At 53.2% G+C, this 26,543-nt stretch carries 25 protein-coding genes, 4 tRNA genes and 1 pseudogene; 7 read left to right on the plus strand and 23 right to left on the minus strand.

The window, feature by feature from the left end; genetic code table 11:
* Nucleotides 1–128 precede the first annotated feature (128 nt).
* The 5 genes from M8006_RS10175 to M8006_RS10195 all read right to left on the minus strand — a co-directional run bounded on the left by M8006_RS10175 (nucleotide 129) and on the right by M8006_RS10195 (nucleotide 5,366).
* Complete coding sequence (locus M8006_RS10175) at nucleotides 129–1,634, minus strand: fumarate hydratase (protein WP_250081823.1); 1,506 nt, start codon at nucleotides 1,632–1,634, stop codon at nucleotides 129–131.
* Between the two features lie 159 nt (nucleotides 1,635–1,793).
* Nucleotides 1,794–2,618 carry an endonuclease VIII gene (nei, locus tag M8006_RS10180; protein ID WP_250081825.1) on the minus strand — a complete coding sequence of 275 codons (825 nt, stop codon included), beginning with the start codon at nucleotides 2,616–2,618 and terminating at the stop codon, nucleotides 1,794–1,796.
* Nucleotides 2,619–2,621: 3 nt separating this feature from the next.
* The gene (gene uvrB / locus M8006_RS10185) at nucleotides 2,622–4,649 is read right to left on the minus strand and encodes an excinuclease ABC subunit UvrB (RefSeq protein WP_250081827.1); all 2,028 of its coding nucleotides are present in this window, start codon (nucleotides 4,647–4,649) and stop codon (nucleotides 2,622–2,624) included.
* 103 nt (nucleotides 4,650–4,752) lie between these two features.
* On the minus strand, nucleotides 4,753–5,166 hold the full coding sequence (locus M8006_RS10190; RefSeq protein WP_250081830.1) for an OsmC family protein: 414 nt from the start codon (nucleotides 5,164–5,166) through the stop codon (nucleotides 4,753–4,755).
* Nucleotides 5,166–5,366, minus strand: a complete 201-nt coding sequence (locus M8006_RS10195; protein WP_250081833.1) for a hypothetical protein — start codon at nucleotides 5,364–5,366, stop codon at nucleotides 5,166–5,168. The genes M8006_RS10190 and M8006_RS10195 overlap by 1 nt, the downstream gene beginning before the upstream one ends.
* 161 nt (nucleotides 5,367–5,527) lie before the next feature.
* On the opposite strand from M8006_RS10195, the gene ygfZ reads away from it, so the two are divergent.
* Nucleotides 5,528–6,499: a CAF17-like 4Fe-4S cluster assembly/insertion protein YgfZ gene (gene ygfZ / locus M8006_RS10200; RefSeq protein WP_250081834.1), complete on the plus strand. Its 972-nt coding sequence runs from the start codon at nucleotides 5,528–5,530 to the stop codon at nucleotides 6,497–6,499.
* A 40-nt stretch (nucleotides 6,500–6,539) separates the two neighbouring features.
* Here the strand turns inward: ygfZ and M8006_RS10205 are convergent, their stop codons facing one another.
* From M8006_RS10205 to M8006_RS10240, 8 genes are all read right to left on the minus strand, one after another.
* Nucleotides 6,540–7,310, minus strand: coding sequence for a TatD family hydrolase (locus M8006_RS10205; protein ID WP_250081836.1), 771 nt, complete (start codon nucleotides 7,308–7,310; stop codon nucleotides 6,540–6,542).
* Between the two features lie 8 nt (nucleotides 7,311–7,318).
* A complete protein-coding gene (locus M8006_RS10210; RefSeq protein WP_250081838.1) occupies nucleotides 7,319–8,908 on the minus strand; it encodes a peptide chain release factor 3 in 1,590 nt (529 codons plus the stop codon).
* Nucleotides 8,909–9,026: 118 nt separating this feature from the next.
* A complete protein-coding gene (locus M8006_RS10215) occupies nucleotides 9,027–9,248 on the minus strand; it encodes a putative motility protein (RefSeq protein WP_250081840.1) in 222 nt (73 codons plus the stop codon).
* An 82-nt stretch (nucleotides 9,249–9,330) separates the two neighbouring features.
* Nucleotides 9,331–10,575, minus strand: coding sequence for an NAD(P)/FAD-dependent oxidoreductase (locus M8006_RS10220; protein ID WP_250081842.1), 1,245 nt, complete (start codon nucleotides 10,573–10,575; stop codon nucleotides 9,331–9,333).
* A gap of 374 nt (nucleotides 10,576–10,949) precedes the next feature.
* Nucleotides 10,950–11,024, minus strand: a tRNA-His gene (locus M8006_RS10225).
* A gap of 41 nt (nucleotides 11,025–11,065) precedes the next feature.
* Nucleotides 11,066–11,140: transfer RNA gene (locus M8006_RS10230), tRNA-His, on the minus strand.
* A gap of 28 nt (nucleotides 11,141–11,168) precedes the next feature.
* A tRNA-Arg gene (locus M8006_RS10235) sits at nucleotides 11,169–11,245 on the minus strand.
* Between the two features lie 123 nt (nucleotides 11,246–11,368).
* Nucleotides 11,369–11,445: transfer RNA gene (locus M8006_RS10240), tRNA-Pro, on the minus strand.
* Nucleotides 11,446–11,634: 189 nt separating this feature from the next.
* On the opposite strand from M8006_RS10240, the gene folD reads away from it, so the two are divergent.
* The gene (gene folD / locus M8006_RS10245; protein WP_250081844.1) at nucleotides 11,635–12,510 is read left to right on the plus strand and encodes a bifunctional methylenetetrahydrofolate dehydrogenase/methenyltetrahydrofolate cyclohydrolase FolD; all 876 of its coding nucleotides are present in this window, start codon (nucleotides 11,635–11,637) and stop codon (nucleotides 12,508–12,510) included.
* Nucleotides 12,511–12,569: 59 nt separating this feature from the next.
* Nucleotides 12,570–13,277, plus strand: coding sequence for a 5'-methylthioadenosine/S-adenosylhomocysteine nucleosidase (mtnN, locus tag M8006_RS10250; RefSeq protein ID WP_250081847.1), 708 nt, complete (start codon nucleotides 12,570–12,572; stop codon nucleotides 13,275–13,277).
* Between the two features lie 185 nt (nucleotides 13,278–13,462).
* Here mtnN and M8006_RS10255 read toward each other — a convergent pair whose 3' ends face one another.
* The 7 genes from M8006_RS10255 to M8006_RS10285 all read right to left on the minus strand — a co-directional run bounded on the left by M8006_RS10255 (nucleotide 13,463) and on the right by M8006_RS10285 (nucleotide 20,906).
* Nucleotides 13,463–13,813, minus strand: coding sequence for a DMT family protein (locus M8006_RS10255; protein WP_250081849.1), 351 nt, complete (start codon nucleotides 13,811–13,813; stop codon nucleotides 13,463–13,465).
* A gap of 180 nt (nucleotides 13,814–13,993) precedes the next feature.
* Entirely contained in the window at nucleotides 13,994–14,851 is an 858-nt protein-coding gene (locus tag M8006_RS10260; protein ID WP_250081852.1) for a hypothetical protein, read from the minus strand.
* A 508-nt stretch (nucleotides 14,852–15,359) separates the two neighbouring features.
* Nucleotides 15,360–15,557, minus strand: coding sequence for a hypothetical protein (locus tag M8006_RS10265; RefSeq protein WP_250081855.1), 198 nt, complete (start codon nucleotides 15,555–15,557; stop codon nucleotides 15,360–15,362).
* A gap of 287 nt (nucleotides 15,558–15,844) precedes the next feature.
* Entirely contained in the window at nucleotides 15,845–16,837 is a 993-nt protein-coding gene (locus tag M8006_RS10270; RefSeq protein ID WP_250081856.1) for an ABC transporter ATP-binding protein, read from the minus strand.
* Between the two features lie 5 nt (nucleotides 16,838–16,842).
* On the minus strand, nucleotides 16,843–19,329 hold the full coding sequence (locus M8006_RS10275) for a TonB-dependent receptor (RefSeq protein ID WP_250081857.1): 2,487 nt from the start codon (nucleotides 19,327–19,329) through the stop codon (nucleotides 16,843–16,845).
* Nucleotides 19,330–19,407: 78 nt separating this feature from the next.
* Nucleotides 19,408–20,376 carry a FecR domain-containing protein gene (locus M8006_RS10280; protein ID WP_250081859.1) on the minus strand — a complete coding sequence of 323 codons (969 nt, stop codon included), beginning with the start codon at nucleotides 20,374–20,376 and terminating at the stop codon, nucleotides 19,408–19,410.
* Nucleotides 20,373–20,906 (minus strand): sigma-70 family RNA polymerase sigma factor, encoded by a 534-nt coding sequence (locus M8006_RS10285; protein ID WP_250081861.1) that lies wholly within the window; start codon nucleotides 20,904–20,906, stop codon nucleotides 20,373–20,375. Before M8006_RS10285 ends, M8006_RS10280 begins: the two co-directional genes overlap by 4 nt.
* 476 nt (nucleotides 20,907–21,382) lie before the next feature.
* Between M8006_RS10285 and M8006_RS18385 the strand changes: the two are divergent.
* Nucleotides 21,383–21,598 (plus strand): annotated as a pseudogene (locus tag M8006_RS18385) (hypothetical protein); the annotation flags it as partial.
* On the opposite strand, the gene pyrC reads toward M8006_RS18385, so the two are convergent.
* On the minus strand, nucleotides 21,595–22,632 hold the full coding sequence (pyrC, locus tag M8006_RS10295; RefSeq protein ID WP_250081863.1) for a dihydroorotase: 1,038 nt from the start codon (nucleotides 22,630–22,632) through the stop codon (nucleotides 21,595–21,597). The pseudogene M8006_RS18385 and the gene pyrC overlap by 4 nt on opposite strands.
* A gap of 155 nt (nucleotides 22,633–22,787) precedes the next feature.
* Between pyrC and M8006_RS10300 the strand changes: the two genes are divergently transcribed.
* Genes M8006_RS10300 through M8006_RS10310 form a run of 3 tightly spaced genes read left to right on the plus strand, consistent with a single transcriptional unit; the run spans nucleotide 22,788 to nucleotide 25,073 of the window.
* Complete coding sequence (locus M8006_RS10300) at nucleotides 22,788–23,207, plus strand: hypothetical protein (protein WP_250081865.1); 420 nt, start codon at nucleotides 22,788–22,790, stop codon at nucleotides 23,205–23,207.
* Nucleotides 23,207–24,481, plus strand: coding sequence for an ATP-binding protein (locus M8006_RS10305; RefSeq protein WP_250081867.1), 1,275 nt, complete (start codon nucleotides 23,207–23,209; stop codon nucleotides 24,479–24,481). Before M8006_RS10300 ends, M8006_RS10305 begins: the two co-directional genes overlap by 1 nt.
* 37 nt (nucleotides 24,482–24,518) lie before the next feature.
* On the plus strand, nucleotides 24,519–25,073 hold the full coding sequence (locus tag M8006_RS10310) for a response regulator transcription factor (protein WP_250081870.1): 555 nt from the start codon (nucleotides 24,519–24,521) through the stop codon (nucleotides 25,071–25,073).
* A gap of 54 nt (nucleotides 25,074–25,127) precedes the next feature.
* On the opposite strand, the gene M8006_RS10315 is transcribed toward M8006_RS10310, so the two are convergent.
* Together M8006_RS10315 and hybE are read right to left on the minus strand one after the other, a co-directional pair.
* A complete protein-coding gene (locus tag M8006_RS10315; RefSeq protein ID WP_250081871.1) occupies nucleotides 25,128–25,901 on the minus strand; it encodes a 3-hydroxybutyrate dehydrogenase in 774 nt (257 codons plus the stop codon).
* A 77-nt stretch (nucleotides 25,902–25,978) separates the two neighbouring features.
* Nucleotides 25,979–26,401, minus strand: a complete 423-nt coding sequence (gene hybE, locus M8006_RS10320) for a [NiFe]-hydrogenase assembly chaperone HybE (RefSeq protein WP_250081873.1) — start codon at nucleotides 26,399–26,401, stop codon at nucleotides 25,979–25,981.
* Nucleotides 26,402–26,543 lie beyond the last annotated feature (142 nt).

The raw sequence follows: 26,543 nt of genomic DNA on the forward strand, positions 1-26,543 counted from the left end.
AGTGTTCATCCGTGAGCATTTGTCGGGGCATCGCAAGCTCGCAGTTTGTTGGCGTGAGAACCTCTATTCTGCGAGCTTGCCCCTATCCTGCCAAATCATCTTCGATCAAACGTCAACACGCCCTAGGATCACGCTTTCTCAGCGATGATCTCTTTCCATTTCGCCGGCCCCGTTTGGTGAACGGAAGTGCCTTGGGTATCCACAGCAACGGTAACCGGCATATCTTCGACGTCAAACTCGTAGATGGCCTCCATGCCAAGATCTTCAAAGCCGACCACGCGGGACTTTTTAATTGCTTGCGCGACCAAATATGCAGAACCGCCAACAGCCATCAAATACACCGCTTCGTTATCACGAATTGCCTCAATAGCTACTTGTCCGCGCTCAGCCTTACCGACCATGCCCAAAAGCCCGGTTTCTTCTAGCATCGTACGGGTAAACTTATCCATTCGCGTAGCCGTTGTTGGGCCTGCCGGGCCAACGACTTCATCGCCGATAGGATCTACCGGGCCCACGTAGTAAATAAAGCGTCCTCTGAGATCCACTGGTAACGGCTCACCCTTGGCAATCATATCGACCATGCGTTTGTGAGCAGCGTCGCGGCCGGTTAATAGCTTACCGTTAAGCAGCAGTGTGTCGCCCGGCTGCCACGTTTTCACCTCTTCCGGGGTGACTGTATCAAGGTTCACACGCTTGACGTTATCGCCCATTTCTCGAGTGATTTCCGGCCAATCTTCAAGTTTGGGTGGCTTAAGCGCAGCCGGGCCAGACCCATCCAGCGTGAAATGCGCATGGCGCGTAGCGGCACAATTAGGAATAATCGCTACGGGCTTATTGGCCGCGTGGGTGGGGAAATCCTTGACTTTAATGTCCAGTACCGTGGTCAACCCCCCGAGCCCTTGCGCGCCAATACCTGACTTGTTGACCTTGTCGAAAATCTCCAGCCTCAGCTCCTCGGCGCGGTTTTGCGGGCCGCGTGCTTGTAGGTCCTGAATATCTATCGGATCTAACAACGCTTCTTTGGCAATTTCCATCGCCTTTTCGGCGGTGCCGCCAATACCGATTCCCAGCATGCCAGGCGGACACCAGCCAGCCCCCATCTTGGGTAGTTGTTCCATCACCCAGTCAACCACGCTATCAGAGGGGTTGAGCATGGCAAACTTCGACTTCGCTTCGCTACCGCCACCCTTCGCTGCCACATGAATCTCGACTTTATCACCCGGCACAATTTTATGATGAATAATCGCCGGCGTATTGTCTTTGGTGTTTTGACGCTTGCCGTCCGGGTCAGCTAACACTGAGGCGCGAAGGATATTATCTGGCAGTTGGTAAGCGCGACGTACCCCCTCGTTAATCATATCGTCAAGGCTCATATCCGCGTCCCACTGCACGTTCATCCCCACGTGAACAAAGACCGTGACAATGCCGGTATCTTGGCAGATCGGGCGATGGCCAGTGGCGCACATTCGCGAGTTAATTAGAATTTGGGCAATAGCGTCTTTCGCCGCCGGGTTTTCTTCGCGCTCATACGCTGCCGCCATGGCATCGATAAAATCTTTGGGGTGATAGTAAGAAATATACTGCAGCGCATCGGCAACGCTTTGTGTCACGTCATCCTGGCGAATCACGGTCATGGAGAAGCTGCTCCTAGTTTTATCGTTTGGTCGCGATGCTCAGACTCAAGCATCACCTAGCCAGCGGCAATTATAGCGCACAGTGCCATGTATCGGCACTGTGACGTTTTTAGTTACATCGTGGTTTTGTTGAGAACAAACAAGATAACGGTATAAAATTTAAGCGTTACGCTGGCAACGGGGGCAAAGATACAGTCGTCTTGATCCCACTTTTATTCGCTCAATCGATGTGGCACAACGATGGCATGGCAAGCCCACACGCGCGAACACGGCAAACCGCCATTGGCGACGCGCTTCGCCTAGCTCTTTGGCTTTTTTTATCCAATCTTCTGTATTGGTCACACCGGCTTGACGATACGCCTGCCACGTAACGTCTACGATATGTTGTGCCAATCGTTGGATTTGTGCATTCCCCAAATCATAAGGCCGACACTTTGGGTGTAGCGCCGCAAAAAAGAGAATTTCACTGCGCAGGTAGTTACCCAGTCCTGCGATAAAACTTTGATCGAGCAAAAGCCCACCCAGTCCCCGACGATGAAATGCAGGCAGCGTTAGCCGTTCGGTAACAGTATTGATGTTGACCGGCTGGCTCAAAACATCTGGCCCTAACCGGGCTAGAAAGGGGTGTTGTTGCAGCGAATCGGCATCCCACATGCTGATATCAGACGCGCTATACAAACTCGCTGCCCTGCCCTGCACGACCAATCTTGCACGCAGCGAGCGGTGAGTAGCAGGTTCTGTTGTCGCTCGGTGATATTTCCACACGCCATACAATTGATTGTGGGAATAAAGAACGCGCTGATCGGTAAAGCGAATTAACATCGCTTTACCTCGTGTATCCACGCAACGCACTGACACACCAATCAGTGAGGCGGCGTGGGGCTTGAGCTCATCAAAGGCAAACCAAGCATCCTCAATCGGACCACCTAAAAGCTGCTTCTCAATGCGATCCGCCGCACGGCGGATTTCGGGACCTTCCGGCATCGGCTAACCCAGTGCCAGCTGTTTTTCTTTCAGCGAGTGAATTTTATCGCGCAGCCGCGCCGCCTCCTCAAACTCCAAGTTCTGTGCGGCTTCAAACATGGCATCTTCAAGCTTGTTGATCGCTGCTGCCACGTCATCTGGGTGCATGCTGCTCGGTTCGTACACCGCATCCGACTCGGCGACTTTGCGTTCGCTGCCCCGACGGCGATTGGTTTTCTTCGCGCCTGGCGCTTGCCCAGCTTCCATGATATCCGCCACTGAGCGGGTCACGGTGGTCGGCGTAATACCATGCTCTTCGTTGTGCTCCCTCTGTTTGGCGCGGCGGCGTTCGGTTTCATCAATGGCCTTGCGCATGGAGTCGGTCATGCGGTCGCCGTAAAGAATCGCTTTGCCGTTGGCGTTACGCGCGGCCCGGCCAATGGTCTGAATCAGCGAGCGCTCGGCGCGCAAGAAACCTTCTTTATCTGCATCGAGAATCGCCACTAGCGAGACTTCGGGGATATCCAGCCCCTCACGCAGCAAATTGATGCCAACAAGCACGTCAAATTTACCCAAACGCAGGTCGCGGATGATTTCCACCCGCTCTACGGTATCGATATCCGAGTGTAGGTAACGCACGCGGATTTCGTGCTCGTCAAAGTATTCGGTTAAATCTTCGGCCATCCGCTTGGTCAGCACAGTGACCAACACCCGCTCACCGACCTCCGTGCGCAGGCGAATCTCCGAGAGCAAATCATCCACTTGCGTGCTCGCCGGGCGCACTTCAATTTCTGGGTCAAGAAGTCCCGTTGGACGCACTACCTGTTCCACCACTTGCCCCGCGTGTTCCGCCTCATAGGGCCCCGGGGTAGCCGAAACGAAAATCGCTTGGGGGCTAATGGCTTCCCACTCTTCAAACTTCATCGGGCGGTTATCCAGCGCGGAAGGTAGCCGGAACCCGTATTCCACTAAGGTCTCTTTGCGTGAACGGTCGCCCTTATACATGCCCCCCACTTGGGGTACGCTGACGTGGGACTCATCGATAAACAGTAGCGCGTCATCGGGTAAATAGTCGAAAAACGTCGGCGGCGCCTCGCCGGGATTGCGTCCCGAAAGATAGCGCGAGTAGTTCTCGATACCGTTGCAATAACCTAGCTCCAGCATCATCTCGATGTCATAGAGCGTGCGCTGCTCCAAGCGCTGCGCTTCTACTAAGCGTTCATGTTTGCGAAGCCACTCAAGACGCTCTTTAAGTTCGCCTTTGATATCATCAATCGCCGCTAAAATGGTTTCCCGAGGAGTGACATAATGCGATTTGGGATAAACCGTCATCCGCGGTACTTGGCCTCGTACATCGCCGGTGAGCGGATCAAAGAGGCGGATGGAATCGATCTCATCGTCGAATAGCTCAACTCGTACCGCTTCGTCCTCCGCATCAGCCGGGAAAATATCGATCACGTCACCACGCACTCGGTAGGTGCCGCGCCTGAAATCCATATCATTACGGGTGTACTGCAGCTCCGCCAAGCGACGCAAGAAGGCACGCTGATCGATCAGCTCTCCGCGAGTAAAGTGCAGGCGCATTTTCAGGTACTGATCTGGGTCGCCCAGACCATAAATGGCTGATACCGATACCACAATCAGCGCGTCGCGCCGCTCCAGCAACGCCTTGGTAGCAGACAGACGCATCTGCTCAATATGGTCGTTAATTGAAGCATCTTTTTCAATAAACGTATCCGATGAGGGGACGTACGCTTCTGGCTGGTAGTAATCGTAATAAGAGACGAAATATTCAACGGCGTTATCGGGAAAAAACGCCTTAAACTCACCGTAAAGTTGCGCCGCCAGCGTTTTGTTAGGCGCCATCACGATCGTCGGACGCTGCAGCGTCTCCACCACGTTGGCCATGGTAAAGGTTTTGCCTGACCCGGTAACCCCCAAGAGCGTTTGATGCGCAAGTCCCGCTTCCAATCCCTTGACCAGTTTAGTAATCGCGGTGGGCTGGTCCCCCGCTGGTGCAAACTTTGACTGTAAGCGAAACGTCTTGCTCATCAAGGCCCCTTAATTGTTAGAAACATGGTTGGAGAAACAATTGTTCGAGAAACAGTTGCTCAAGAAACAGTTGATAGAGATGAAGGGATAATTGCAGGACTCACTAGCCCGCGACCGAACGTGTCGACACTTCCACCGTCGCCTCGGTCATTAAGCGTTGAATAGGGCAATTATGACTAATCTTTTCCAACCGCGCACATTGCTCAGGGTCGTCAATACCGTGAAACTCAAGCGTGACATCAAGCTTGTAGAGGCCTTTTCGCTCCTGACTATCGTCGCGTTTTACCGTGACGGTAGTCCCTTCTAGTGGCCATTGTTTGCGCTGAGCATACATTTTTGACGTGATCGCTTTGCACGCGCCAAGTGCCAGATCGAAGTAGTCATGTGGGTCGGGCGCGCTCTCTTCGCCACCATACGCTTTGGGAACATCAGCATAGAGATCGTCGAAACCTGAGACTTCGATACGATGACGAAAAATGCGGTTGCGTTCGCTGATAACGGTGATCATCTTTTCCATTACGACACTTTAACCTTCAATTTTAATGCATTTACGGCTTTTATTAGCGCATCGCGCTTAGCACGTCCTTCCACTTCCGCGCCATAGCGGCCAACTTCAGCACTCTCAACACCGTCCACCATCATTAACGCCGTGGTGATTTGGTTAACCTGTTCGGCAGATTCGACGCCTTTAAAACGTAATGACTGTTGTTGCGCCATGTGCTACTCCTACTGCCTTTTAGCCTTGTGCAAAATCGATATAGCTCTGAAGTCTAGCATGCCAAAGGCCGCTTGCAATTAAGCACAATCGACCCAACATGTTAGTATTAATATCTATTCTCAATTAAATGCCCACTGACTTAACGAGGAGTTTGTGTAACATGGCCACCCCGATGGTGTTAGCCTCGACAGCCCGCATTACGCACTTGGCATGTGTCGATGTGAAAGGCGAAGATGCTGAAAAGTTCCTCCAAGGCCAAACCAGCGCCCATGCCGCCCTGGCCAATGGTCACTTTGCCCCACTAACATGCTTTTGCACCCCAAAAGGACGCATGCTCGCCAACGCGCAACTGTTGCGCCTAAGCGACAACCACTTTCGCTTAGTGCTATCTAACTCGTTAGTGGAACCGCTCATCGCGCACTTAAAAAAGTTTGCTGCCTTTTATCGCGCTGAGCTCAGCGCGCCCGATGATGTAATGCTCTTCGGTGCCGCAACAGACGACGCCTCTGTTATTGCCGACGCGCTCAATCTTTCGCTGCAGACGGTTACATGGCAACAGCAAAGCGATGAACAGGGTAATAGCGCCCTTTGTTACCCAGACAGTGTAGAAGACGAAACGTCCGACCGTTGGCTTTTTGTCCTTACCGATTCAGCAGCGGAGCACTTTCAAGCAGACGCTGAACCGCGCCACTGGCAGCTTTCGGATATCCGCCGAGGTCTTGCGTGGTTAGAAGCCGATCAGCAGGACCAGTATCTCCCGCAAATGCTTAATTGGGAGGCACTCGGCGGTATTAGCTTCAAGAAGGGCTGCTACACGGGCCAAGAAGTTGTCGCGCGGGCGCACTTTCGTGGGCAAGTCAAAAAGCGGCTAGCAAGAGGCGTTATCGAGGGGAACGAACCACTAGAGCACGGCGCTAACATCACCAATGCTATGGACAAAACGGTAGGTGAAGTCGTTACCAGCGCGATTAATGACAGCGGCCAAGTGGAGCTGCTTACCGTCATCAACACTAAGGCACTAGAAGAAGGCGAGCTGACACTAGAGAACCAACCACTAACGCTCTGCAATCTCCCCTATCGCATTGAACGCCTAGACCCAGAGCAGCTTTCACAGACAGTGCCGGCTAAATAAACCAAACCGACAAATAAAGAAAGCGACAACCTCAGGGCGATTATGAATCAAGCGGCAGCGTAAACAATCGCGTTGCTGCTTTCGTGCTGGCGTTAACTATCGCGTCGTCAGATTGCTCGCGCAGCGCTGCTACGTGGCGGCATACCGTGGCCACATTAGCAGGCTCATTGCGCTCGCCCTGCTGCCCGCACAGCGGCATATCCGGGCTATCGGTTTCCAGCACAAAGGCATCATCTGGCAGTGATTGAATGGCACGTTGCAACCGCTTTGCTCGCGGGTATGTTGCCGCTCCGCCAAGCCCTAACACAAAGCCCAGATCAATAAATGCCTGCGCCTGCTCGGGCGAGCCTGAGAAAGCGTGGATCATACCACCAGCAGGGAGTTTAAGCTGGCGCAAGCGCTTGGCCACCTGATCATTAACTTGCACACAGTGAATAATCACAGGCAGCTTGTGTGCTTTAGCGAGGCGAAGTTGCGCATTAAAAAACTGCCACTGTTGCTCCCAGGTATTACTTAAGCGCGCATCGATACCACACTCTCCAATAGCGATAGCCTCGGTGTTGTTATCCAGCATTTTTTCGAGCGCATCAACATCCTCCTCCTGATGCGCTTGGATAAAATAGGGATGTAGCCCCAGGCCAATACTCACCTCGTCACGCTGCCCCAGCGCCAGCACATTTTTCCAGCGTGAACGCATCGTCCCCGGCACGACAAAATGCTGAACACCCTCTCGCTTTGCCCGCGCGAAAACGGCTTCGCGGTCAGCGTCAAAATCGGAAAAATCCAGGTGACAGTGAGCATCGACCAGCATAGGAAGTACTAGTGCTCGCGCGTGGGCTGGAAGCGAATATCCGGCCAGCGCTCTTGCGTCATCTGCAAATTCACCCGCGTCGGGGCGATATAGGTTAAATAACCACCGCCATCAATGGCTAGGTTGGCGCTCGCTTTGCGCTTAAACTCTTCCAGCATTTTAGTATCTTCACAGTAAACCCAGCGGGCCGTATTAACGTTCACCGCTTCGTAAACGCAATCCACCTTGTACTCTTCTTTCAGACGGTGAGCGACCACATCAAACTGCAATGTACCCACGGCGCCGAGAATCAAGTCATTATTATCCAGCGGCATGAACACCTGAGTTGCCCCCTCTTCTGATAGCTGCTGCAACCCTTTTTGCAGTGCTTTCATCTTCAACGGGTCTTTCAACCGCACGCGCTTAAACAACTCCGGGGCAAAGTGTGGAATACCGGTAAAGCGCATGTCTTCACCCTGGGTGAAGGTGTCACCGATCTGGATCGTGCCGTGGTTGTGCAAGCCGATAATATCGCCTGGCCAAGCTTCTTCCACCTGAGAGCGATCAGACGCCATAAAAGTCAGCGCATCGGCAATTTTGACGTCTTTACCAATCCGCACATGGCGCATCTTCATGTTCTTATCGTACTTACCCGAACAGACCCGCAAGAAGGCAATACGATCACGGTGATTGGGGTCCATATTGGCCTGAATCTTGAAAACGAAGCCGGTAAAGCGCTCGTCGTCTGCTGGTACCTCGCGGGTATCCGTCTCCCGTGGCTGCGGCGCCGGCGCGTACTCAACAAAGCCGTCAAGCATTTCGCGCACGCCGAAATTACCCATCGCGGTACCAAAGTAGACAGGTGTTAGCTCACCCCGGCGATACGCCTCCAAATCAAACTCATGCGATGCACCGCGTACCAGCTCCACCTCCATACGCAGTTCTTCAGCCTGATCTTCGCCAAGCACTTCATCCACCTCAGGATTGTCCAAGCCTTCGATGCGTTTGTCATCAGGGATACGGCTGCCCTGGCCTTGGGTGTAGAGATGAATGGTGTCGTTATAGAGATGGTAAACGCCTCTAAAATGGCGTCCCATCCCAATCGGCCACGTCATCGGTGCACATTGGATGTTAAGTACCGTTTCGACCTCGTCCATCACCTCAATCGGATCACGAATATCGCGATCCATTTTGTTGATAAAGGTGAGAATGGGCGTCGTGCGTAGGCGACACACTTCCATTAATTTAATGGTGCGGCCCTCAACACCTTTGGCCCCATCGATAACCATCAGCGCGGAATCTACCGCCGTGAGCGTACGGTAGGTGTCCTCAGAGAAGTCTTCGTGCCCCGGCGTATCAAGCAAGTTAACGATACGCCCAGCGTAAGGAAACTGCATCACGGAAGTCGTCACCGAGATACCGCGCTCCTGCTCCATTTTCATCCAATCGGAGGTCGCATGTCGGTCATTACGCTTACTCTTCACCGAGCCCGCCATTTGAATAGCGTTCCCGAAAAGTAGCATTTTCTCGGTAATGGTGGTTTTACCAGCGTCGGGGTGCGAAATGATCGCGAAGGTTCTTCTGAGCCCGGCTTCTTGGGCGACTTTAGCGTCGGACATTAGACTCTCTGGCGGGTAAATTAGGTCAAAAGAAACATCTTATCTGCCGCGCATTCTAACGCAAAGCGCCAGCTATATCAGCTGGCGCTTTGCGTGCTTGCGTTAAGTTCTATTTATTTTAGGCGAAAGTATTAACCTGAGTGCCCACATTGCCTTCAGACGCAAGGCTGGAGCCCTGATCTGACCCCGTACCTGCGGTAGCAGATTCCATCAGGGCAGACACTTGCTGCTCTTGGTTATCTAGCGCTTCCCTGAATACCTGCATTTGCGCTTGCTGGGCAGTTTGCGCTTGGTTCATGTAGAGAGAAGTACTTACCGCATTGCTGACAGAAGCATCCATTGCTGCCTCCTTTAATGTACAATAAATGTACTAGTAACATTAGCAGAGCTGGAACGCATGCGCAAAAGCTTTGCCGCCCGTTTTAGAAACGGTTTGCTTTAAAGGGTGCCACATCAATAGCAGTTGGCTGCTCTTCCATCATGTCCGCCAGCAACTGCCCCGTCGCTGGACCCAAGGTAAAGCCTTGATGCCCATGCCCAAACGCGAGCCATAAACCTTTGTGCTTCGGCGCTGGGCTGATCACCGGCTTCATGTCGGGCAAGCAGGGACGCGCGCCTTTCCAGGGCACTTTATCGCGTCGCTCGCCTAACGGGAACAAATCACGCGCCGCTTTTTCTGCACAGGCAAGCTGCGCTACATGTGCCGGTGCTTCTAAATCCTCCAGTTCTGCCCCGGTGGTCAGGCGAATACCGTCCCGCATGGGCGCCAGCAGGTAGCCCACGTCGGCATCCATGATCCAATGGTTGAGATGAGCTTTCCCTTGGCTACCGTAGTGCATGTGGTAGCCGCGTTTAACAAAAGTAGGAAAGTGATACCCAAGCGGTTTAAGCCAACGCCCTGACCATGGCCCAAGTGCGACAACGACATCATCCGCTTGAAGCGTCTCGTTTTCGGTCTGCACGTTCCATGTCGCATCATCGCCCTGGGATAAATTGCTTACCTCACTTTGCAGCACGCGCCCGCCGCTTGCCTTAAATGCTTCTGCATAGGCGGCCACCAAGGCACCGGGGTCAGTTACCGTCCAAGGATCAAGCCAGTGAATCGCCCCGACAATCTCATCACTGATATCCGGTTCTTTCACGGCAAGCGAAGTACGATCAAGATGATGGAACGCCACACCAAAACGTTCTTTGTTTTCTGTAGCCTCTTTCAGGCTTTTATCCAAACTCGATTGAGAGCGAAACAGCTCCAAAAACCCCTGCTTCTTAATCAAGCTTTCAGCCCCCGCCGCCTCAATCATGGGAGCATGAGTATCTAAGCAGAGCTGAATCAACGACGCGTACTCCGGCACGATGCGTTGGTACACTTTGGGAGCGGAATTCAGCCAGTACCGTAACAGCGGAGAAGCCGCATGGATCATACCGCCTGGGCGATAGCGGATATCCACACGACGATTGGGCAACACGCCTAATAAAGTTTTCATATCACGCGGAAACGCATAAGGGCGTACGGCTTCTCGCTGGATGATACCGGCATTACCAAATGAGGTTTCCTTTCCCGGCTCGCGGCGGTCAACTAACGTGACTTCATGGCCACGTTTAGCCAAATGCCAAGCGATACTGACACCGACCATGCCTGCCCCTAAAACGATGCTACGACGCGCCATAGTGTGCTTCCTGTTTGTGTGACGTGGTCGCCTACCTAACCCAGGCGTATTTATTAGCGCTAGGAACTTGCTTATCTATAGAAATTAACACCAATTTTTAGGCAATTAAATAGATTAAAAAAACTGTATTTAAATATAAATATAGAATAAATCGCTAAAAAAATAGAGAAAATAGCCATAACGACTACTAGCGGCATGCCTTTTGCTAAATCAGAGGGAAAACCATCGCCGCTAACCGCCCTTGCCCAAACAGGCAAAAAAATGATGCCACGCTAAACCATAGCCATGCAAAAGATGCCAATGATGGCGCTGGATTTAAGGCAAGAGATAGCTAAAGAAATAATCGGAGAGAAAAGAAAGATATAAAAAGGTAATGGGGTGGATGATGGGGATCGAACCCACGACCACCGGAGCCACAATCCGGGGCTCTACCACTGAGCTACATCCACCATAACCTAGTTTTTACAAAACTTGCTTATTAAGCGCTTTTTGGGGTGGATGATGGGGATCGAACCCACGACCACCGGAGCCACAATCCGGGGCTCTACCACTGAGCTACATCCACCATAAAAGCAAATTTTAACAGGTGCGACTGGCGCGCCCAGCAGGATTCGAACCTGCAACCTACGGCTTAGAAGGCCGTTGCTCTATCCGATTGAGCTATGGGCGCACTCGCGAAATCTTGTTAGACCAAGCCTGAATAGATAGAACGCTTACCAGGAATTAATCTAAACAGATTGAAAGCACTAAACCACAACTTGGAAAAGCAAAACACCATCTTCCACGTTAGGTATGGTCGGGATGGAGGGATTCGAACCCCCGACATCCTGCTCCCAAAGCAGGCGCGCTACCAGACTGCGCTACATCCCGAATTAACAACCTAGACGTTACCGTATGGATCGCCTCAAGCGAGGCATATACTACGTTTTTTAATTTTAAAGTCAACCACTAATGCACGAATACATTATCTTGCTTTGCCTTACCGCGTGGGCATGCGAAAATTACGTCATCAAGTGCTTTGACAACTAGGCTTTTTTTCCACTGACGGGGATTGCATTAATGACCGCCCAACTGATCGATGGTAAAGCCATCGCCGCAGACGTACGCGACACCGTGACGGCTAATATTCAAGCGCGCCTTAACACCGGCGCTCGAGCGCCAGGTTTAGCGGTTGTACTCGTGGGCGCTGATCCTGCATCCCAAATTTATGTAAACAACAAGCACCGTGCTTGCGAAAAAGCCGGCATTCATTCCTTTCAACATGAACTGCCTGCCACCACTACGCAAGAAACGCTTGAGATGCTGGTCGATCAGCTTAATGCTGACCCAACTGTGGATGGCATTTTGGTCCAGCTGCCACTCCCTGATCACTTAGACTCGCGCCCAATTCTTGAGCGCATTCTTCCCAGCAAAGACGTTGATGGCTTTCATCCTTACAACCTTGGCCGCCTTGCGCAGCGCACCCCAGCACTACGTCCATGTACGCCCAAAGGCATTATGACTCTGCTCGAGAAAAGCGATTTGCCCGTGCGTGGCCTTGATGCCACGGTCATCGGTGCCTCCAACATTGTCGGTCGCCCGATGGCGTTAGAGCTTATGCTCGCCGGCTGCACCACTACCGTGTGCCATCGTTTTACCCGCGATTTAGCCGAACACGTTCAGCGCGCGGATTTGGTTGTGGTTGCTGTCGGCAAGCCCGGCATCGTTAAAGGTGAATGGATCAAGCCTGGCGCAATCGTGATAGACGTAGGCATCAACCGCCAAGATGATGGCCGCTTGATTGGTGACGTCGACTTTGACACAGCCGCTGCACGCGCAGGCTATATTACCCCCGTTCCTGGCGGCGTTGGACCAATGACCGTTGCCACCCTGCTGGAAAACACCCTGGACGCCGCCGAGCAGCACGACCCTTCTGGCATCACGATACGGACATAAACCTCGCGCCTTCAAAACCTGTGACAGGTTAAGACGCAACAGATAACGGAGACAAACTTGTGAAGCGAATTGGGATCATTGGCGCCATGGCGCAAGAAGTGGCGATTCTGGCCGAGCAGCTTACCAACGCAGAGCGCTACGACCATGCCGGTTTTACGTTTTATCGCGGCGAGCGCCACGGTTTAGACGTGATTATTCTGCAGTCCGGTATCGGCAAAGTAAACGCGGCGGTAGGCACGGCGGTACTTCTCGAGCGCTATCAGCCCGAGGCCGTGATAAATACCGGCTCTGCGGGCGGTTTTGCCATGGATCTGGCCATTGGCGATGTGATCATTTCCGACGAAGTCCGTCATCACGACGTCGATGTGACGGCTTTTGGCTATGAAATGGGCCAAGTGCCGGGCATGCCTGCGGCCTTCGCAGCAGACCCTGGGTTGCGCGATGAAGCGCGCCGCGCCGTTCAAGCGCTTAATGAAGTCAACGTCAAAGAAGGCATGATCGCTACCGGCGATAGTTTCATGGCAGATCCAGAACGCGTCGAACGCACGCGCACGCTGTTTCCCACCATGCTTGCTGTGGAAATGGAAGCTGCCGCCATCGCCCAAACCTGCCATCTTTTCGGCTGTCCTTTTGTGGTCATCCGTGCGCTTTCTGATATTCCGGGCAGCGGTGACAACCATCTCTCTTTTGAGGAGTTTCTGGATATCGCCGCCGCGCATTCGTCAAAAATGGTCGATCAGATGTTGCGTCAAATAGGCTCCGCGTGACACGCCAAAGGCCGTATCAGCCCAACCCGAGTCAAACGCCAATCATCAATACGGGAAAGCGTGGCACTGGAGGAGCAACTGTGCTGGAGAGGTACCGACATTTATGCGGCAGGACGAGTCAGGCGGCAAAAGCGCCTTCCCTATATTATGCCTTAGCTGGTACGAAACAAGTGCTTTAGAAAGTGTTATGCCTTACTGCCGCCGAATTGTGCCACCATCACACCAATCAATACAATTACCATACCGAGTAGTTCGTGTCGGCGTGGTGGCTCATGTAGATAAAGCCACGCGAAACCCACAAACACCACCAGTGTGATGGCCTCTTGCATCACCTTTAGCTGCGAGGCGGTGTAGACCTGGTGACCTAAACGGTTGGCCGGTACTTGCAAGGAATACTCGAAAAAAGCGATACCCCAGCTAATCAACACCACTAGCCAGATAGCCACCTGCTTGTGCTTAAGATGGCCATACCAAGCCATGGTCATAAATAGGTTGCTGGCAACGAGCAAAAAGATGGGCGTCAGATAAGGGTGCATGATTGGGTCCTAACAAGCCGACTTTAGGGCTTAACTTGGTCGTTAAACGACCTAGGTAGTTGGCACCGGCGAGCGTTAGGTGTAGTAGTGCCGTTGACCACTACACATGACGCTCGACCATTGAAATCAAGAATGAGGTGCCCTGGCCATTAATGGCCAGGGCACCAAGACCTATAGCAATCAGGCTGCTTTTTTATGCTTGTGGCTGCCGTCAAGTTCCAGTTTGAGACTGGTGGTCTGCCCATCGTTGCCATAATGCACGTGGATGTACTCGCGATCATCCGATTCATCGTGCTTGATCTTAAGTTTGCGGACGGTCTCGCCACCTTTGTGAATCGCGAGCTGGCCAGATTCTGGCAACAGGCCAATCACGTGTTCAATCACCGCCGGTTCGTTGCCACCCAACAGCTTGCCGGTTGTCTCGTCGTAGATGATCTCGTAGATATCGGTACCGCGCAGGTAGGTAACTGCTATCTCTACCACACCGTGGGCATCGGCCTGTATGATTCGGCTGATCTGCGCCCCTGTTACATGAGGATCGAAAGCGGCGCGGGTCTCGGCCGAAAGCTGTTCGTACGCGGATATGATGCGTTCGATTTCCTGGGGCTTATTTTCTGCCTTGTCTTTATCTGTGCCGTCAAGTTCAAACTTGCGGCTGACAATTTCACCATCGTCAGCGCGATAATGCACATGGACGTATTCACGGTCATCCTTGTCGTCGTGCTTGATCTTGATATGGCTGATGGTCGGTCCGCTCTCGTGCACCGCACGCTGTGCGGCCTCCGGCAGCACGGCGATCACCTGGTCGATTGACGACGGCTCGCTGCCGCAAAGCAGCTTCCCTGTGGTCTCGTCGTAGATGATTTCGTGTACCTCACTGCCGCGCAGGTAGGTGACCGTCGTCTCGACCACGCCGTGCGCCGCCTTGGTGGCGATGGTACTGATCTGCGCCCCCTTGATATGGGGCTCGAAGGCGTTGCGCGCCTCCTCTGCTATTTCTTGGTAGTCGGAAATAAAGCGTTCTGTTTCACCGGACATCGATTGTTCCTTTTGGGTTATGGGGCAGTGGTAGTGAGAGGAGCTTAAAAGCCCCCTTTTATCAACGCGTCGTCGCTCTTCCATTCTGCTTTTTGATGAGCGTTGGCCGCATTGAGGTAATGAACTTGAATGTGTAAGCGTTCCTTATTTGGATGACGCTTGATTTTGATCTGGTGCACTCGATCGCCACCAGCACGCACGGCCTCGCGATCTGAAGCGGGCAGGGCTGCCAGAGCCGTATCGACGACGCCTGAAGAGGTCTGGTGTGCATGTGCGACCTGCTCGTTTTTGGCGTTCTTGCCTTTCGGCGAGCCGTCGCGTTAACGTTGCAAGCACCGCATCGACCACGGTCGACTCGCTGCCGCCGAGGACCTTGTGCGTGGTCTCGTCGTAGACCACTTGGTGCAACGCCTCATCACGCAGGTAGCTGACACTGATCTCGGTCACGCCATGAGCGCGTATCCGTGTACGGTCATCAAAAAACTCCCAAAGTAGGGTTGGAATCGGCTTACTTGCCCAACTCAACTTTTGTTGCGTCGATACTAGGGCCGCCGTCTGCGACTAAGTTGTGAAGTGAGGCGGTCAGGCGCTCGGCGGTAATAGCAACCGCTGTATCATGGCTTTCTGCCTCGATATTAGCGGTGTACTCGAGCTTGTCACCCTCATCAGTGATATGCACTATTTTGCAGCAGTAATCCTGAGACATATTGATTGCTCTCCTTTGTTAAATGTGAAGCAGGAATCGCGCGTGAGTTCTGCTTCTTGTGGTGGTGACGGGGTTATCGGTCAGGGTTGGTAGCATCTTCAGCACGGCAAGTGTCGTTGCTAGCCTGAGATTCGCTTATAATTCGACGAACCATGAGGCTACATTTGCCGCATTTTGGCAGGCAGCGATGGTACTGAAAGCATCCCTTTACTCGGGTACAGCCTGCATCACAGGCTGCACGAAATGCATCCGGGTCTAGGTCGTGGCAGTCACAATGGTTTCGATGCTCAGTCATGGCTATCTCCTTGGGCTTCGTCGTAGCCCGGCCGCAATACGCGTCGTACAGCCGGCCAGCCTTCTCGCATTTTTACATACACATCGGTGATGCTTTTGAGTGGCTCTATCAGCAGGCGCAGATTGACAATGAACATGCCGATCTGAGCAGCAGACACGTTTTCGGGAATCAGCTGCCAAATCCCGGTGGCCGAAAGCACAAGAACCACAGCCAGGCCACCCCAGGCAGCAAACTCGGCCATAACCTCGCTACTCTGCTTCCACCATTCAAAGCGCACGCGGTGGCGGTAGAAGCTTTCCTGATGATCGCGCATCTTCATATCATCACCAGCACCCACTGCACGCCCTACCGATGCCAAGGCAATCAGGGTCTGGTAGCTGGCAAGGCCGATGACGCGCCCGAAACCAAGCGAAACCAGAAAGGGTGGCAGCGCCGCCATCAGCAAGGCTGGAAGAAGCTCGGGTCCGAGTGATATCTGCCAGATCAAAACTGCAGGTAGCCCAACGCTGGCTAGCCAGAGCTCCTTCTGGAAGAGATCCAGCGGCTTGCGCGCGTTTTCGCAATCATTGATGGCACGTGTGACCTGTTCGCCCGGATGGGCCACGTGGCGGCGTGCGAACCATGTCCGCTGGAGTTCGATTAGCAGGCGCTCATCTAGCATGCGATTGGTGAGCTTCTCCCACATCTTGAGCATGCCAAGGCCTAGGAATACGCCCATCGCCAAGGGTGCATAAGGCAACAGCTCCTCAACTGCATAGGTACCGCTGCCAGTGGTCAGCTCCTGAATGACATCGCCCGTGATCCAGGCCTTGAGCGGCTCCAATGCTGGCCGCACGATATTGGGAAGTACCGTGATGGCAAGCAACCATGGATGCAGGAGCATAACGCCTATAAGCTCACGGAACAGCATACGAAAACCGTTGCCTTTTCCCGAGGATTGATGCGCCGTGTTCATAGCCTTGTAGCCTGAATTGGTATGTTGCATGCCTCTTAGAAGTCCCACTTCAGGCCTAACGAAATACGCCGTGTCACTGCAACAGTACGTCGATCAACCTTGTCCAGATTACCGTTTGAATCGAAGAATTCCTTATCGCCATCTTCCTCGGCACTAAGTAGGTTAGTGGCCTCAAAACGCAGCGATGCGCCTTTGGCTAGCGGGTAAGAGACGGCCAGATCCAGCGTATTCTCGGGTTCGAACACCTTGCGGGTGGTGTCGTCTTCCTCGATCCGCTCTCCGTTACGATTGTAGCTGAGCGCAATATTCAAACCATTGCCGGGATGGACATAGTCAATGCCAACGCGCAGCAGATAGTCGGGTTCGCCAGAGAAAGGAACTTTCTTGCCGCTTACCAGGGTGGCCTCGCCATCAAAGATGGTCTGGTTGGCCCATATACCGAGTCCTTCCATCCAGTGTGCGCCGGTAACTCGACCCAAATCCAGACGCTGCTCCAGCTCGACTCCGCGCAGCTTCCCTCCCTCAGCATTCTGGGGCCGGATGACCGCGTTACCGTCCTCAATCTCGCCGGTATTTGCCTCAACGATCAGATCATCAATATCCTTGTAAAAAACCGTGGCACCAAGACTTGCCGTTGGCGTTGCCCAAAGCACACCGAGGTCAACATTGACGCTGGTAGCGGGGTCAAGACCGGTATTACCGCGTTTGATTTCTCCTTTCTTGGGGTCTTCATCGAAGGGGATAATCTGGTCGAACTCCGGCCGGTTGAGCGTGCGCGATACCGCGGCGTTAAAACGCAGGCTGTCGATTGGGCGGTAGGCCAGATGCAGGCTAGGATTTACATGAGAGTGGCTGTTATCGTCAGCGCGCGGAGAACCATCGGCGGCAAGCGTATCCACATCGAGATCATAGTTTTCTACTCGCAGACCCGGTTCGACCTTGAATCGCTCGTCTAGAAAGCGTACTTCGTGCCGGATCCAGGTGGCAAGCAGGCGCTCGTCGAGAGAGAAAACATCGCCGGTCCCCGGGGCTTGGGCTACCCCGTCCTTGAAGTTATTCGCTTCGGCGTCGCGATCCCGCCCTCGGGCAAATACGCCAACCTCGGTGCGGCCGGGGAGCGCGGTATGCCATTCACGACCAAGACGGGATTCAAGTTCAAAGGTCTTGTCGGTGAGTTCCGGCCTGGCGTTCTTGTTTTCCACGTCCTTGCCCGTACGCTGCCGGATTTCACCGTTATTGCCTTCTTCATCCGCAATGTAGGTAGCAACATGGCTTCGCCATGACCATTGCTCCGGCAGCAGGCCGTGGTCCCAGCTCAGCTTTACGCCACTGGTGATAGTTTGTGAGTCTTCGGTCTTGAAGCGGTTGTCTTCGTCGCCTTTGGCATTGAGGCTGTCGCGCTGGTCGGTCTTGGTCTTTTGACGTAGAAGCAGTACCGGCTGTATCTCGGCGGTACCGGCCTCGCCTTGCCAGCGCAGGCGTAGCAGCGAGGTAATGAAGGTGTCATCGCTGCGGTCCTGCCGCGTCTCGCGTTCATTGAAACTGCCGTCGGCGTTGACCGCTTCATTGCGAAATTTTGTCAACCGGGGATCAGCGCGAATGTCGATCCCCCCCAGCGCTGACCAGTTTTCATCAATTGGCCCGCCGAAATAGGCGCCACCACGACCGCCCACGAGCTCCTCATCGAAAAACGAATCCCCCTCGAAGAGCGTATCGCCGATAGCGTAGGCGCCGCCACCCGTTGTTTCGGGGATTTCCCGAAAATCAACGTTCACCCGCCCGCCGATACCGTCGGACTGGACGTCGGCGGTGGGGTTGCGGATGACTTGCACCTCGCCCGCCAGGGCACTGCCCAGCGTACCGACCTCGAAATTACGCCCCCGCTGGGTCACGGGCAGCCCGACGCCGGCCACTGACACTCGGGTAAACTGCTTATCGAGACCACGCAAGCGTATATCTTCCTTTGAGTTCGGTGGGGTTCCGAAGATACCCGGCTCACGGACAAGCGCCTTGCCGATATGCTCGTCAGGATGACGCCGCAGGCGCTCGCCATCGAGGACGATATCGTTGTCGAGCGCCCCGAGGCGATTCTGTTCTCTCGTATAAGCGTGGACATCGTCCATGAAAGTACCGGTTACGGTGAGCGTTCCGAGAGACGTTTTCTCATCGCCTTCTTGCGGATTTCCCGTTACCAGCGTGATGCCTTCTGCATCACTGAAGCGGTAGTGAATTCCAGTATTCTCGAGTAGCCGTTGCAGCGCTTGCTCGACGGTAAAATCACCTTGTAGCCCTGAACTGGTTCTGTCATCCGTTAGCTGGGCACGCGACGACAGCGTCAAGCCTGATTCACCGGCAAACCGACTCAACACGGTACTGAGTGAACCCGCCGGGATATTGTAGGTGCGCACGGACTGTTGCTGGGCCATGCTGGCATCCAGGGCCAAGGCCTCAGGTATTGCCATGGTGAATGGCACAAAAATAAGGGTGGCTGTGAAGAGTACAGCCCGGTGAGATAGCGGCATGATTTTCCTTTGTTGATATTACGTTTCATTTGTATTGCCACGTGAAACATCAAAAAGGGAACCGCAGGAAAAAGTTTTTTAGCGTGCCTCGACGCTCACCCACAAGTGGGTACGTCGAATAACGCGGATGGGCAGGGTGCTTTCCAGGATCGAAAGGATACGATCGGTATCGCGCAGCGGGTAAGCGCCAACCAGACGTAAATCAGCGATAGCTGGATCATGACTCAGCACCCCGCGACGATGCCGAGACAGTTCATCGAGAAAATCATCAAGGCGCTGATTATCGGCAACCAACATGCCATGTTGCCAGGCTGTCCGGGATGTCTGGGCAGGTTCCACCGGGGCAACTTTTCGCATTGTAAAGGTTGTTGCCTCGCCTGTCTCAAGCCTGTGTGGCGGTGCCTGCAGAGGCATCACAGAGACTTGTCCCGATGTAACCTGCACGCCCACTCGGTTCTCCATGTTTCTGACACTGAAACAGGTGCCGAGAGGTTCGATGGTGCCGATACTCGATGCCACACGCAGCGGGCGAGGGGGTGACTGAGTATCTACGGCGGTCTCCAAATACACCTCCCCAGCCAGCAGCGTCAAGCGACGCTCTTCATCGCTGAACGTCACGTTCAGCGCACTGTTGGTGTTGAGCCATAGCTGGCTGCCATCGGCGAGTACCATCTTGCGAACCTCGCCAATCGATGTCCGGTAATCTGCCCGCCACTTCTGAAGCGGTAACGATAGTCTGTGACCCGCCGACCAGAGCAGTGGCGCGGTCATAAGCACCATCAGCCCCTTAACAAACTGTCGACGCTGACGACCTGCTGCACTCAGTGCTAGCTGAGCCGGTTCCTGTGGAAGTTCCCGGAACTGCTGATCAATAATCTCAACTCGAGCCCACGCCTGACGATGGGCTTCACTTTGTTGTAACCAGTGACGCCAAGCAATAAGAATGTGTTCGGAAGGCGGTTTTTCCTGAAGCAGTACGAACCATTCAGCGGCTTGGGCCAGAACATCATCACCCGGTTCTTGATGATCTGCTCCACTCAAGCTCATGCCAACTCCTCGTCAACGAGCCGCAAACACTGCAGCATGGCTTGCGCCATGTATTTCTTGATCATACGTTCCGAAACGCCCAAACACTCACCGATCTCTGCGTAGCTCACCCCTTCCAGGCGCGACATCAAGAACGCCTGACGCACCTTGTCAGGAAGACCATGCAGCATGGCATCAATGCGGTAGAGTGACTGAAGGACGGCATGCCTGTCTTCCGGGGAGGCAGTGTGCGCTTGGGGCCAAGCAGAAAGCGCCTCAAGGTAAGCACGCTCTATATCCTGGCGACGCCAGTGGTTGGCTAGCAGGCCTTTGGCGATGGTGCGCAAGAAGGCACGCGGTTCATGAATAGCCTTTGTATCAAGCCCGCGTACGATGAGCCTCACAAAAGTATCTTGTGCCAGGTCAGCTGCGGTATCACGGCAGCCAAGCTGATACTGGAGCAAGCCATTCAACCAACCGTGATGCTCGCGATACCACTGTGTTACTTCATCTTGAGAATCCGCTTCATTTTGTCGGCCTCCTTGTGTCATTTTCACCTCCGTTGGCTGTCAACCAATAGCCAATAGTCAAGCAAGTCGATCAATCCAAAGATAAGACGGTTTCGATTTAGTGGTCTCGCCTGCGATCAAAAAACTGCGATGAGCGAATCACGGTCTAATGCCTTTCAGGTGCTCACGACATTTCGCTTTAGCACCTTAGCAATCGTCAGACGCCGAAATGAAATGCTTTTCATCTGGATCACGCCCATAGAGACCAATGACGTCCTGGGTGATACGGCATACTGGCCCATATGGCTTATATTAAGCTATCAAAAAATAATGCAAATGCAAGTAATTTATATTCGCGCAATATAGCTTCAATATAAGCGAAATAACTACGAGGGCCTGTTGACGCTTGGCGGGATAGTATTGGCAGAATAAGGGCAAACTCGCAGAATAGAGGTTCCAACACCAACAGACTGCGAGCTTGCCATGCCCCAACTGATGCTCACGGTTGAACAAGGGCCGAAGCCAAGGGTATGGATTCGGTGACCCCACGCAGGCGCAACTCAAAGACAGGAAATAGCCGTTTAGACAGAGGGTTATATCGCTATCGTTAGCTCGTGGAGAATGCATTTCGTATCGCCCCATAGCGACGCGCTACGACAAGCTCAAACGAAACTAGGAAAGTGGCCTGCGGCTTTTTATGGCTACCATGTGAAAGGCCACAGGCCTTAGGTTAGTTCACTTTCTTCCAGGCCAATATTTCTCCTGCTTGCAACGGCACGATACGCTGGCCATCCATATATGGGTAGCTCTCAGGCAGCTGCCAAGCCTGTCGTTTTAACGTAATGGTATCGGCATTGGCGGGCAACCCATAAAAGCGCGGGCCATTAATGCTGGCAAAGGCTTCTAGGCGCTCAAGGGCGCCTGCTTGCTCAAACGCTGTCGCATAAAGCTCAATCGCCGCGGGTGCGGTATAGGCGCCAGCGCAACCGCAGCCTGACTCCTTAGCACCTTGGGCGTGCGGTGCGCTGTCCGTGCCGAGAAAAAACTTAGCACTGCCTGACGTGGCCGCTTTTAACAAGGCTTGGCGATGGTGCTCGCGCTTAAGAATCGGCAGGCAGTAATAGTGGGGGCGAATACCTCCCGCCAACATCTGATTGCGGTTAAAGAGAAGATGGTGCGCTGTCATTGTCGCGGCCACATTATCCGGTGCTTGCGTGACAAACTCAGCAGCCTGTTCGGTGGTGATGTGCTCGCAAACCAGCTTTAGCGTAGGGTGGCGCTCAAGAAGCGGCTTCAACACGCGCTCGATAAAGACCGCTTCACGGTCGAAGATATCAATATCGCTATCGGTTACTTCACCATGCACCAAAAGCGGCATCCCCGTTTTAGCCATTGCCGCTATCGTGGCATCGCAGTGACGAAGGTCCGTTACGCCGGCGTCGGAATTGGTCGTCGCACCTGCAGGGTAAAGCTTAACGGCTTTGATAACACCGCTTGCCAAGGCACGTTCAATCTCTTCAGGTGGCGTGGCATCGGTAAGATACAGCGTCATCAGCGGCTCAAAAGCACTTCCTTTTGGTAGTGCTTTCAAGATACGCTCGCGATACGCCAACGCTTGCTCTGTGGTTGTCACCGGAGGTGTTAGATTGGGCATGATAATAGCGCGCCCCATTTGCGCGGCACTATGCCCAACCACAGCGTTCAGCGCGTCGCCATCGCGTAGGTGAAGGTGCCAATCGTCGGGGCGGGTTAAAGTAATGGTTTCCACGGCGTTTCCTATTAGTCTGCTACAAATCAATAAACAATTGATCGCACAGTATACTCAAACGCGGCATGGGTGAAATCACCGCACGGATCAGTCCCACAGTGCCAGTCAATTGTCGTATCATTGCCCCATCAAACGCTCGCAAGGAAAGAAGCTTTATGCATAACGTGAGGCGCTATGCGGATGTCATCGCTAGCCTAGAGGGGCTTATGTGGCTCGCGCTGGGATGGTCCATCACCCTCTCGATCTATCAAGACAATACTGAGCCAACGCTTGCTGTCATATTGTTGATCGCCACGCTAGTGTTTTTCAGCTGGGTGCATCGCCCCTTTCGGCTGCTTATACGCCGCTACCACGTGCGCAAGCGGCGTACGGATATGTGGATTCACCTGCTCGGTCTGCCTCTGCTTCTGGCCATGTTTTTTTACATCTTGCTCGACGCCCTCTTTGACGGAGCGTGGCTGCCGCACAAAATGTTAGCGGTGAATATTCTCGCCTCTGCCGGCTGGCTCACTTTTGTTATGACGCTACTGGTGAAATTTGTCATTCACAGTATCAAAAATGCCAACAAAGCCTAATGCCCAACGAATTACTTCTGCCGCTCTCAACGCCTAACCGCAACTTGGTACGCTTGACAATCGTACGCGGCATTACGTGGACGGGCTTTCTCATCGCAATTATTGTTGGCGTTGAGCTGCTTGCTTTTGAGATGTCAGTGCTCGCTGTCATCAGTGTTGTGGTGGCCATGGGCACACTCAATATCATCACTTGGTGGCGGTTAGGGCAACCTCGCGCGGTCAACCATAACGAATACCTGCTACACCTTCTCGCGGATATCACCGGTCTGACGCTACTGTTCTATTTTACCGGCGGTGCGACGAATCCGTTTATCACGTATTATCTAGTGCCTGTCACAATCGCTGCAGCGACTTTGCCCTGGCGGCATACCTGGATTATCGCGCTAGTCGCAATGGCGGGTTATAGCTTTCTGATGTTTCATTACCACGCCATTCCACAATTAGGTCATATCAATACCGATAGCCCTTTAAGCCTGCACGTACTGGGTATGTGGCTTAATTTTGGCCTTTCAGCTGGACTCGTGACCTTTTTTATTTACAAAATGGCGGACGCATTGCGCCGTCGTGATCAAGCGCTCTCACGTACCCGCGAAGCAGCGCTGCGAAACGAACAAGTGCTGGCGGTAGCCACTCAAGCCGCAGGAACCGCCCACGAGCTTGGCACGCCGCTTTCCACCATGGCGGTACTGCTTAATGAAATGGAAAATGAGGTCGATGCTAATTCACCGCTGGGAGAAGACATCGCACTTCTGCGTCGGCAAGTGGATACCTGCAAATCTCGTTTACAACATTTAGTTTCTCATGCCGACCGTCGGCGCATGGCGGTACCTGAAGTGCGCGACGCACAACAATGGTTAGCCGAAGTGGTTCAGCGCTGGCTAGTACTACGCCCAGACGTTAATCATCAACTAGACGTCGCTGAACGGCGTGGACGGCCCTGGCTTGCGGTCGATGCAACACTTGACCAGGCACTCACCAACTTACTCAACAACGCCGCCGATGCGAACCCAGAGCAAATTGCTATTCGCCTTGATTGGCAGGAAGATAGCGTCATCATTGATATTCGCGACCATGGACCTGGTATTTCGCTCTCCATTGCTGATCAATTAGGCGACACTTTTGTATCCACTAAAAGCAAAGGCATGGGCATCGGCCTATTTCTTACTCATGCGACAATCAATCGCTTAGGCGGCGGCGTGAGCCTGTATAATCACCCGGAAGGAGGAACGTTAACCGAGGTTATTTTACCGCGTAGCTCACCTCCATCGACATAATATGTGCAACGTACCGCTGATGATTAACGAGGACGCTATGGCTACCATAACGACATCGACACGAGACCAACGCCTGCTCATCATTGATGACGACGACATATTTTGTCATGTATTGAGCCGGGCATTAACACGCCGCGGCTACCAGGTGAGCGTTGCACACGATGCCGATCAAGCGCTTATGCTAGCAGCCTCAGAAATGCCCACCATGGCAACCCTTGATCTAAAGCTTGAACAAAGCTCCGGACTAAAACTATTGCCAGGAATATTGGCTGCCTCACCCAAGTGCCGGGTAGTCGTATTGACCGGTTACTCCAGCATTGCGACTGCGGTTGAGGCAATCAAACTGGGGGCGGTCAATTATCTGTGCAAACCGGCCGATGCCGATGACGTGCTTAATGCCTTTGAGCGACAAGAAGGTGACCCGGATGCTGATTTAGCGGATAATCCACCCTCCGTCAATCGCATCACGTGGGAGCATATTCAAAAGGTTTTGCAAGAGCACGATGGCAATATTTCTGCCACAGCCCGCGCTTTAGGCATGCACCGCCGCACGCTACAGCGCAAACTGCAAAAACGCCCGGTCAGACGCTAAAAACCCCGCTATTGAGCGGGGTCGCGCCGAACACTTGCAAGCCAATGCGCAGGATTATTGTGACGTCCAGCCTAAATCGATATTCCAGCTTGAGCCGGTTACGGCGCCGGCCAAATCAGAGCTTAAATAGGCGACCATTTCCGCCACTTCAGCAGGGTCGATTAAGCGCTTGACCGCCGCATTTTTGAGCATGATCTTCTCAATCACTTCCTGTTCTTCCATACCATGCATTTTGGCTTGATCCGCAATCTGATTATCCACCAGCGGCGTTTTCACATAGGCGGGGCAAATGGCATTGGCGGTAATTCCCTGCTCACCACCTTCTAATGCGGCCGTTTTGGTAAGACCGATCATGCCATGCTTGGCGCTAATATAAGCGGACTTTCCCGGTGAGGCCACCTGCGCATGCACAGAGGCCACGTTGATAATGCGTCCCCAGCCTCCCTCACGCATGGAGGGCCAAGCGGTTTGAGTTAGGAGAAAAGGCGCGGTGAGCATCAAGTCAATAATTTGGCGCCATTTCTGCTCAGGAAACTCTTCAATCGGCGCCACGTGCTGAATGCCTGCGTTATTCACCAGGATATCAACCCCCCCAAAGCGCTTAACGACCTCATCAACAGCGGCTCGGCAGGCATCCGGGTCGGTGAGATCCGCTTTGAAAAACGCGGCACCCGCGGCTTCTGCGACCTCTTTACCCGCCGGATTAAAGTCAACGGCTAGCACCTGATGCCCCAAATCACACAACCTTTTGACCACGGCCTCACCAATCCCACTACTTGTCCCGGTTACTAAAGCGACACGAGGTGTTGTCTTGTTTGTTGCTGTCATAAAGTACCTCTTAATGTTGTGCGAAACACACTGGGTTGATTTCTATGGTTTTAGCTCTCGTGCTTATATTGTCTGGTTTATTCGCTTGGCCGCATTAAACGCTCCATCAGTTGTTGCGCCAGCTGCGCCGCTTCTTGCATGCTTTCAATCCCACGCAAATTGTCTAGGATAACTCTCTGGTACCAGGCGACACCTTCTAGGGGGCAATACTGCAAACGATAGTGCCCCGAGGGCAAATAAAGTAAAAGCGTATCGGATGAATACTGAAGCATTTCTCGCTCGGGTATTGCGACTAGCGATAATGCACATGGGGTAATAAGCGCACCCACCAAGCCCTCTCCTCCTAAGGCATCGTCTTGCCAACGCTGAAAGCATAGTGCATCTACGCCAAGCTTAGGATTATATTCTGACTGTTTTTTCAACGTCTTGAGCCGAGCATCTCGATAGCTTCGAGCGCGCACTGAAAGCGCTGCGTATTCGTCTGCTGTTAGTGTTTGCATACCCAGGGCTCTCATCTCCCAATTCTTTAATACAGGGAAGCCATAACTCGGTTTAATCACCCACGTAGCATGGCGCTATTGGAGTAAGGTTAAGACTTCGTTCACAATACAACCTAAACAAATCGTTCTAAATAGGAGTTCT

The organism is Halomonas llamarensis (assembly GCF_023555005.1).
Taxonomy (GTDB): Bacteria; Pseudomonadota; Gammaproteobacteria; order Pseudomonadales; family Halomonadaceae; genus Vreelandella; species Vreelandella llamarensis.